The sequence below is a fragment of the Runella sp. CRIBMP genome (assembly GCF_009905605.1).
Taxonomy (GTDB): Bacteria; Bacteroidota; Bacteroidia; order Cytophagales; family Spirosomataceae; genus Runella.
The window spans coordinates 890,614-900,359 of the sequence record NZ_JAAAKZ010000001.1; the positions used below are offsets into that span (position 1 = coordinate 890,614).

The 9,746-nt window shown below is 45.7% G+C and carries 5 protein-coding genes; all 5 read left to right on the forward strand.

Translation table 11 applies throughout. The features are described 5' to 3' along the window. The 5 genes from GVN20_RS03635 to GVN20_RS03655 all read left to right on the forward strand — a co-directional run bounded on the left by GVN20_RS03635 (nt 1) and on the right by GVN20_RS03655 (nt 9,452). Complete coding sequence (locus GVN20_RS03635) at nt 1-1,587, forward strand: family 16 glycoside hydrolase (RefSeq protein WP_166557001.1); 1,587 nt, start codon at nt 1-3, stop codon at nt 1,585-1,587. A 196-nt stretch (nt 1,588-1,783) separates the two neighbouring features. Beyond that, complete coding sequence (locus tag GVN20_RS03640; RefSeq protein WP_166557002.1) at nt 1,784-3,535, forward strand: helix-turn-helix domain-containing protein; 1,752 nt, start codon at nt 1,784-1,786, stop codon at nt 3,533-3,535. 211 nt (nt 3,536-3,746) lie between these two features. Then, entirely contained in the window at nt 3,747-5,939 is a 2,193-nt protein-coding gene (locus GVN20_RS03645) for a peptidase domain-containing ABC transporter (RefSeq protein WP_166557003.1), read from the forward strand. A gap of 142 nt (nt 5,940-6,081) precedes the next feature. Further along, nucleotides 6,082-7,362 carry an HlyD family efflux transporter periplasmic adaptor subunit gene (locus GVN20_RS03650; protein WP_166557004.1) on the forward strand — a complete coding sequence of 427 codons (1,281 nt, stop codon included), beginning with the start codon at nt 6,082-6,084 and terminating at the stop codon, nt 7,360-7,362. A gap of 146 nt (nt 7,363-7,508) precedes the next feature. After that, the gene (locus tag GVN20_RS03655) at nt 7,509-9,452 is read left to right on the forward strand and encodes a helix-turn-helix domain-containing protein (RefSeq protein WP_229598956.1); all 1,944 of its coding nucleotides are present in this window, start codon (nt 7,509-7,511) and stop codon (nt 9,450-9,452) included. Nucleotides 9,453-9,746: the final 294 nt, after the last annotated feature.

Sequence of the window (9,746 nt, forward strand, 5' to 3'; positions counted from 1 at the left end):
ATGAAAATAGTAACGCTTTTAACGCCGCTTATGGTGGCTTTTACCATTGGTTATTCGCCTAACGAGGCTGGCGATGAGAACACTCCTAAAGGCAATAAAACGTTGGCGGTGAGAACACTACCCACGGCCTCTGAGGAATTTCCGAGTGAAATTGTCAATTTCAAATCCTACGCCCAAAATCCTGTTTTTGCAGGAACGGGTAAGCCTGGCACTTGGGACGAGAAAATCAGGGAACGCGGCTACATTTTACGTGAAGGAAACACCTACCATTTGTGGTACACGGGCTACAAAAAGGAAAAAAATGCCGTCATGCATTTAGGCTACGCCACTTCTCCCGACGGACTCACGTGGACGCGCCATTCGTCGAATCCCATTTATGATTTGGATTGGGTCGAAGATATGTCGGTCATTAAGTCCAACGGCGTGTATTATATGTTTGCCGAAGGCAGAAACGACGTAGCGCATTTGCTCACCTCCACAGACCGCATTCATTGGCAGGAAAAGGGGGCGCTGGATGTGCGGCTCACCAACGGAAACCCAATTTCCGAAGGGGCGTACGGAACCCCCGCGATTTGGTACGAAAAGGGCACGTGGTATCTTTATTATGAACGCGGCGACTTGGGTATTTGGCTGGCTACTTCCAAAGACCTGAAAATCTGGACGAACGTGCAAGACGAACCCGTGTTGAAAATGGGGCCTGAAACCTACGATCAATACGCCGTAGCCATGAACCAAATTATCAAATACAAAGGGCTGTACTACGGCTATTATCATGCTTCCGCCTTTAAAGATTGGCGCGAATGGTCGATGAACGTGGCGGTTTCTAAGGATTTGATTCACTGGAAAAAATATGAAAATAACCCCATCATCGGTAACGATAAATCCAGCGGTTTGCTGGTCCACGACGGCAAGCAATACCGGATGTATACGATGCACCCCGAGGTAAATGTCTACTTTCCAAACGACTGGATTCCACTTTTTAATGGCACCTCTACCGAGCAATGGGTTTCGGCCAAATCGGACCAATTTCCCAAAGCAGGTTGGGCCATTGACAATAAAATTCTGGTGGTTAATCAAGGGAAAGGCGAAAGCAAAGCCGTAGTGCGGGGTGGGGACATTATTACCAAAAAGATATTTGCGCAGTTTGACTTAGAGTTTGAATTCAAACTTGCCCCTGGAGCAAATACAGGGTTGAAATATTTCGTCAAAAAATACCCAGACGGTTCCATCTTAGGCTGTGAATATCAGCTCATTGATGATGCTGGCAACAAAGACATCGCCAACGACACCAACGACAAACGCCGCACCGCTGGATTGTACGAGTTGTTTGCGCCCGTTTCACGACAATTAAAACCCATCGGCGAATGGAACAAAGGCCGTGTCAGGGTGGAAGGTACGCGCGTAATGCATTGGCTCAACGGCGTGAAAGTGGTTGAGTACACCATCAGCAGTCCTGAATTTATGAGAGCCAAAGCCGAAAGTAAGTTTAAAGATGTAAAGGATTTCGGAACTGCCCCTGGGCATATCTTGCTCCAAGACCATGGCGACGAAGCGGCTTTTCGGAATATTCGGATTCGGGAGTTGTAAATTATTTTTTGACTCATTAATCTCTCAGATATTTTGAACGATAATTTGTTATAGTGTTTCCCCTAACGATGTTTCTCGACAAAAAATGAAGCACCTATGATAATAATTGTTTCCATTGCCCAAAAAATGTATTTATTAACTACATTCAGGGAATTTTACAAAATTTAGTCTAGTCTTTATTTGCGTTAAGGGTATTATGCATAGTTCAGAAAAAGAAACTTTTGAGAAACTAACCTATTTAATCCAGCAGAATATTACCAATCCGGCCTTCTCGCTAAGTAGCATTTGTAAGGAGTTGGGAATAAGCAGAACGCAGCTGCACCGAATCGTAACTGCCCACAGCCAACTTCCTATCACTCTTTACATCCGGAAAGTAAAAATGTTGAAAGCCAAAGACTTATTAATTAATACAGACATGCGAGTGTCTGAAATTACCTACGAAGTAGGAATTGACAGTCCGCAAAACTTTAGCAAATACTTTACGCAGGAGTTCAACGTAAATCCTACTGAATTCAGAAAACAGTCCCAAACGGAAGAGGTTTCTACGGTGACCGATTTGGAAGTGTCGATTGCAGTATTGCCCTTCGTAAATATGAGTAGCGACCCCGAGCAGGATTTTTTCTGTGACGGCATGACCGAAGAGATCATCAACCGACTTGCGCAGGTCTCGGGCCTGAAAATAGCGGGACGTACCTCCAGTTTTGCGTTTAAAGGCCAAAGCCTGGACGTAAGACAAATCGGTCAGCGGCTGAACGTTAGCTTTGTTTTGGAAGGAAGCCTCAGAAAATCAGGCAATAAGCTACGTATTACCGCCCAACTTAACAAAGTGGCCGACGGATTTAATGTATGGTCGGAAAAGTATGACCGCGAAGCGGAAGATGTATTTGATATTCAGGATGAAATTTCACTATCTATTCTCAACCGGATTAAGAGCAACGTATTAGTTACCGAAAAAGTCGCCGTCTTGAAGAGGTACACCAACAATCCCGAGGCGTATCGGCTGTATCTGTACGGGCGTTTTTACTACAATAAATTTGCGGGAGCCGACAATTTTTACAAAGCCATTGAATATTATCAGGCAGCAATAGCAATCGAGCCCAGCTATGCTATCGCCTATTCTGGAATGGCGTCCTGTTTTCTCAATTTGTGGTTTTATCGGTACGCTTCGGCTACCCAGTGCCTACCTCAAATGCAGCAGTGCGCCCAATACTCGCTTGAATTGGATGACCAAATTGCTGAAAGTCATCTGGCCATCGCTCGCTTAAAGATGTATCATGAATGGGATTTGGTGGGAGCGTTGCGCTCGTTCCAAAAAGCCCTCGAGCAGAATCATAACATGGCTGAAGCCCACGGTCAATATGCCCTGTGTCTCAGTATATTGGGCGAAGTTCCCCGCGCCATCGACCATGCTCAGACTGCCTTTGACCTCGACCCTTTTTCATTGATTAATAATTTCTACACAGGGTATATTTACTGGATTGCGGGTGATTTTCGGAAAGCCCTTGTACAGGGAAGAAGGCTGCTGGAACTCGAACCCAATTTTTGGGGCGGGCACATCATCATGGGGTTCAATTTGATAAAATCCAAGCAATATAATGAAGCCCTCACCGAACTAGAAAAGGCCCTCCGTCAAAATTATAGTGGCCTAACCCTGAGCGGCTATGGCAGCCTGTTGGCGCTGATGGGCCACCAAGAGAAAGCGAGGGAGGTAATCCAGAAAATGGAAGTCTTGCACCAAACCCAACCTGTGGCCAACTATGACATGGGTATCGTACACGCCTGTCTGGGCGATAAAGATACAGCGTATGATTTCTTTGAAAAGGCTATTGCCTTGCGCGAGCCTCCGATGCTGTTTTTCCCATTTATTGTACGGGATTGGTTGGCTAATTTCAAAGAAGATTCCCGCTACAAAACGCTATTGGAAAAGACAATCCTTAAAGCCCGATAAAAATGCACCCACCAGGGTAGCCTTTCACATCCAATCCGTTCCTTCTGCTTATTGCCGAGGGTGTGGAACAATAAGCTAAATATTTGAAACAATAGACTAAGTTTTCAGAACATCGTACCAACGACTTTTGTTGGGGCGGTTATACTTTTGGTTTATCATTTATTAATGATAAACAAGGGTCTAACCGTAATTATTTAAGATTGTTCTGCGTATGGAAACTCAACATTTTTCGTCTGTATCGGCTTTTGTACGTCAAAAAGACCACAATGATTCCGCGCTAAAATGCCTAGGAAGCGTAGCGCAACACCATGGAAAAATACTCTCGTTAAGTACCCTCCGGGCTAAAAAAAGCCATGGTTTCGGTAGCTTGAGAGACCTTGCCGAAACCGCCGAGTCCATGGGTTTCAGAGCCCGTTGCATCAGTATTTCTTTTTCATCCCTCAAACGTGAAATTCCGCTGCCCTGCATTATAAAATGGGATAATCACGGGTTTGTGGTAGTTTCCAACATCGTTCAGAATCAGGTTTCCATCTGTACCGACAAAACTCCGTTGACGGTGTCGGCCGATGAATTTTGTAAGCATTGGCTACCAGCGGGTGCAGAAGAAGGAACCGTATTGTTGCTCGATCCCACGCCCGCGTTTTTTCAGGATGCCGAAGCACCCACCGACGCCCAGCCACAGGGATTACGTTCGTTGACGGCCTATTTAAAAAAATACCCCAAATTGATGTGGCAGTTGTGGTTGGGCATGATTGTCGGGACTATTCTCAAACTCATTTTTCCTTTTCTTACCCAGTCCATTGTGGACGTGGGGGTGATGAATCATAACCTAAACTTTATCTACATTTTTCTGGCGGGGCAATTGATGCTGATGGTGGGGCGTAATTCGCTCGAAGCCATTCGGGGTTGGCTCTTGCTTTACGTCAGTACCCGCGTCGGGGTGTCGTTATTGACCGATTTTATTGCCAAAATCATGCGTTTGCCCATCAGTTATTTCAACGAGAAAGCGGTGGGGGAGGTGATGCAGCGCATCGAAGACCAAAAACGCATCGAAACGTTTCTTTCAACGCACCTGATTGCCATCTTGTTTTCGCTACTGAATCTGGTCATTTACACCCTTATTTTTGCCCTCTACGACTTGACCATCTTCGGTATTTTTCTGGGAGCTACGCTGCTCTATATCAGTTGGATTTCGATTTTTATGAAAAAACGCCGCGAGCATGATTTCAAGCGGGCAAAAATGGCCGAACAAGAACAAAATAAACTGGTTCAACTCGTTCAGGGAATGCCCGACATTAAGTTGGCCAATGCCGAAATGCTCAAACGCTGGGATTGGGAACAGATTCGGGCCAAGCTTTTTCGGCAAAATATCAAACTCCTTAAGCTCTCGCAGGTTCAGCAAATCGGCGGCTTGCTCATCAACGAAACCAAGGTGTTGATTATCACGTTTTTGTCGGCCAAGGCCGTTCTTGACGGCGACCTTTCGCTGGGAGCCATGCTCGCCGTACAGCAAATGCTAGGTCAAACCAACGGCCCTACCGAACAGCTTTTTGCCTATCTTCAGCAGATTCAGGATGCCCGCATCAGCACAGAGCGCATCAACGCGGTGCATCAAATGCCCGAAGAAGAAGGCGATGATTTTACAAAAGTGACGCAGTTGTCGGAGAAACAACCCTTGGTTTTGCGGAATGTAAATTTCCACTACCCAAATGCCCAAAACAGTACTCTCCGCGATATTCGGCTCTACATTCCTGCGGGCAAAACAACCGCCATTGTGGGCTCAAGTGGCAGCGGCAAAACCACCCTTCTCAAATTGTTGATGAAACATTACGCTCCCACTTCTGGGGAATTGTCGCTCGGAAAACTCAGTCTCAACAACATCTCAACGCGGGCTTGGCGCAGCGAATGCGGAGTGGTGATGTCGGACGGGGTGATATTTTCGGATTCGATTCTGAACAACATCGCCCTTGGCGATAACGACCCTGACATGGAACGGCTGCACAATGCCGCTCGGGTGGCTAATATTCACGAGTGGATTGAGTCCACGCCGCTGGGTTATCACACCATCATCGGCAGTGAGCACGGCAGCATCAGCCAAGGACAGAAGCAACGTATACTCATTGCCCGTGCAGTTTACAAAGACCCTGAATTCCTGTTTTTTGACGAAGGTACCAGCGCTTTGGACGTTCAGAATCAACAAATAATCATGAAAAATCTGGACGAATTTTTCAGCGGTCGCACCGTAGTAGTAGTGGCACACCGCCTCAGCACGATTCGTAATGCCGATCAAATTGTGGTCATTGAAGAAGGACAAATCAGGGAAAAAGGCACCCATGAAGAGCTACTTGCCTTGGAAGGGCGCTATTATGAACTGCTCACCACACAGCTAGAAGCCGCCGCCTAGTAGGGGCAGGGCTTGCCTCTGCCCGCATTAGCATTCTTTTCTCTGCCCGCAGTAGAGTTCTTGCCTCTGCCCAAAGTAGAGTAACCCTCAAAACAATTCAATCGTCGATTTTATTCAATCCAGTATATAACTTAAACGTAACATGAAAAGGTACTCAAATAATCAGTTAGGAGAAGAAATGCTCAGTATTTTGAGCGAAACACCCAGTTGGGTGATTCGTACGGGAGCGGGGGTGATGTCGGGAATTGTGCTGTTGTTTTTTGTGGGTACGTGGGTTATTAAATACCCCGAAGTGTTGAAAGGAAACGCTATCGTCACCACGCAAGTGCCGCCCATTCGGGTGGTAGCGCCCATGGGTGGGCGCATGGTACGGCTGTTGGCCAAGGATGAAATGATGGTAAAAAAAGGAGATGTTTTGGCCGAAACGGAAAATACAACGCGGCTAGAAAATATCCCTACCATGCAGCAATTACTCAGCGATGCGCAGGCTTTTTTACAAAATCCCCAACGTGAAATAGTTTTTCCAAGCAACAACTTTACCTGGGGAGATTTACAGGAAGATTTTAACGCACTTCGCCAAAATTACCGAGATTTCAAACGCATTCAGTCAGATACTTACCAAGCAGCGCAGGGGCAAACGATGCAACAACAAGCGGAGCAGCTTCGTGCATTGGCAGCCATCAACGAGCGTCAGAAAATGCTCAATGAAGAGGAGTTTGCCAATGAAAAAGAGCATTTTCTCAGCGACGAAAAGCTGTTTAACGAAGGGATTTACAGTAAATTTGAATACATCGCGAGCAAGAATAAGCATTTAAAAAAACAACGTGAGCGTGAAGAATTCCTTAAAAATACGTTTGAAAATAATTTAAAAATCAACGAATTGGAAGCAGAATTGCGGGTGTTTGAGCAAACGTTTTTGGAAAGAAAACGTCTTTATCTCGACAACATCGAACGCAGCGTTCATAACATTGAAAACAGCCTGCGTAATTGGCAACAAAACTACCTCATTACGGCTCCAGCCGATGGTAAGTTGGTATTTTTGAAGAACTTAACCGAAAATCAGCACCTCAGTGTTTCGGATACGCTCTTTGCCGTGATGCCAACAAAAGCACAGTTTATTGCCACTATGGATATCCCTGTTCATGGCATGGGAAAGGCCGATGTGGGCCAAAAAGTCATCATCAAACTAGACGACTATCCCTATCAAGAATTTGGGATGCTCGAAGGGCGAGTACTGAGCCTGGCTCCTTCGCTCAATGTGCGCTATTACCGCGTCATGGTGGCGCTACCTAAAGGGCTGAAAAGTACCTACAACCAGACCTTTGTTTGTAAGTCAGAAATGGCGGGTACGGCAGAAATCGTAACCGCCGACCTACGCCTGATTGAACGTGCCTTCTACGGTTTTCGGAAGTTATTAATGTAAGGTATTTTGGGTAGGCGTACCGCGACGGTTAGGTAGTTAAGAAATCCAAAATACAGGCCAAGAGAATTGGTCTTCAATCAAGGATATTTATTGTCCAATAAAATATTCTAAAAATATCATTAAAGGCCTTAACTTTATACCCAAACATGGCCCTAGTATTTGATTCCCAAGTTGGTCGTATGAGTGTACCCGAAAATGTAATCATTGAGAAATTAACCCGAATTGTTGAGGAAAACCTTGATAATCCTACGTTTTCATTAGATCAGGTCTATAAAGAATTGGGTATCAGCCGGACGCACCTGCACCGGATTATCAAAGACCAAACCCAACTCTCGACCACGCTGTACATCCGAAAAATAAGATTGCACAAAGCAAAAGAGCTACTGGCAACGTCCGACTGGCGTATTGCCGAAATTGCGGATTTGATCGGAATAGACAGTCCCCAAAATTTCAGTAAATACTTCTTTGAAGAATTTGCGGTTAGCCCGACCGAATTCAGAAAACAAAAAAATATCCCTGTCCCAGCGAGCAGCACTTTTACGGTGAGCGGGCCCAGTGTTCAGGGCGCTTCGGTGCATCGTTCAGACAAAAGTTATCGGTACGTATGGGGTGGTATCTTTTTGGCCATATGGTTTGTGATTGGGGTGTATTTTTGGAAAAGTCAGGAAAATTCACGCTCTGCTAATACGTTCGGTGTGGCTAATTACAACGAACTTTTTGATAACTCCGTTGCCATTTTACCCTTCAAAAGCGATGCTAACGGCGAATCGCTGGCCGAAGGGGTAATGGAAGAAATCCACGGTTCACTGTCGCTCATTGAAAACCTCAAAGTAATTGCCCGGCGGTCTTCCAACGAATACAAAGACAGCGGAAAAACGGCTCGGCAGATTGGGGCCGAACTTCAGGTGGCGTATATTTTGCAAGGACGCGTCGATGAAAAGAAAAACAAGGCGCAAGTGGCGCTAGAATTGGTTCGTACCCAAGATGGTATCACGGTTTGGACCAAAAACCAGGAAGGGGATTTGAAGAATTTTTTCAACCTAATGAACGAAGTCGTCAAAGAGCTTGCTTTAGAACTTAACCAAAAGATTACACCCGAATTGGCGAATAAATTAGAGCGGGTTCCGACAAAAAATGCCGAGGCTTACAATGAGTTTTTGCAAGGACGCTTGCTCATGATTGAGCGTACCCAAGAAAAATTGGCCGCGAGTATCCAGAAGTTTGAACGTGCGCTGGCGCTCGACCCCGATTTTGCGGAAGCCTACGCTTACAAAGCGATTGCTAGTCATCTCAGGGGAAATATGGGCTATGCCGATATGGCGACTAGCGGCAATGCCGCCGAACAAAACGCGCTGAAAGCGATTCAGTTGGATGCGAAAAATGCCACGGCTTACGCCACCTTAGGGAATGTGTACCGGGATCAGTTTAAGTGGCAGCAAGCCAAGACATCATACACTATTGCCTTGAAATACCGCCCCAACGACGCCCAAACCATTTATTGGTATAGCTTGTTGATGCGCTCGATGGGCCACCCAGAGGAGGCCCTCCAATACAGCGCCAAAGCCATGGCCATCGACCCGTTGTACCCCGTTATTTTGGGTGGGCATGTCTTGAATTGTGCCTACGCTGGGCGGTACGATTTGGCCGAAAAAAGCATCAAAGATGGACAGTTGATTTTCGATGACTCCTTTGTGTATTACATGGCGAGGGGCTACTATTATTTGATTCGGGAGAACTACGCGCAGGCGCTGAAAGAATTCAAAAAAGTGCAGGAGTTGAATCCGAATATGAAATATTTCAGCACGCTCATCTACTATTGCGAAGCCCGCCAGGGCAATAAAACTTCGTCGGTGTCGTATCTAAAATCGCTGGGAAATCACCCGCAAGATTACCTTTCTAAGTCGATGGTTTACGCAGGCATGGGGGAGAAAGACAGCAGCATGGTTTACTTACAAAAAGCGGCCGATTTGGGCGTTATTCACTCCGATATTCTGGTAAATCCAACGTTCAAAATTCACCGAAAAGACCCCCGTTTTGAGGCCATTCTTCGCAAGTTTGACTTAATGGATTCTAAATCACTGCCTCAATAAGCCAGCAACTGACCGCCAGTTTTTTTATCTCATTACCGACTGTTTATTTTCGGTGTAGGGCCCTTTTTTGCGTTTCAAAAAAGGTTTTGGAACAATAAACTAAGTTTTTGGAACAATAAACTAAGTCTGGAACGATAAACTAATTAATTGCCCAAATAGACAAACAGCTTCAATTTATAGCTCCTTAGCTTTGCCAAAACAATGGCATAACGCCTATTCTCTAAACCCTTAAACCAAAATTGGATGCAAGCTCTTTGCTGTTTTGGCAGGTGCCCACCTGTGCTTATCACTCCC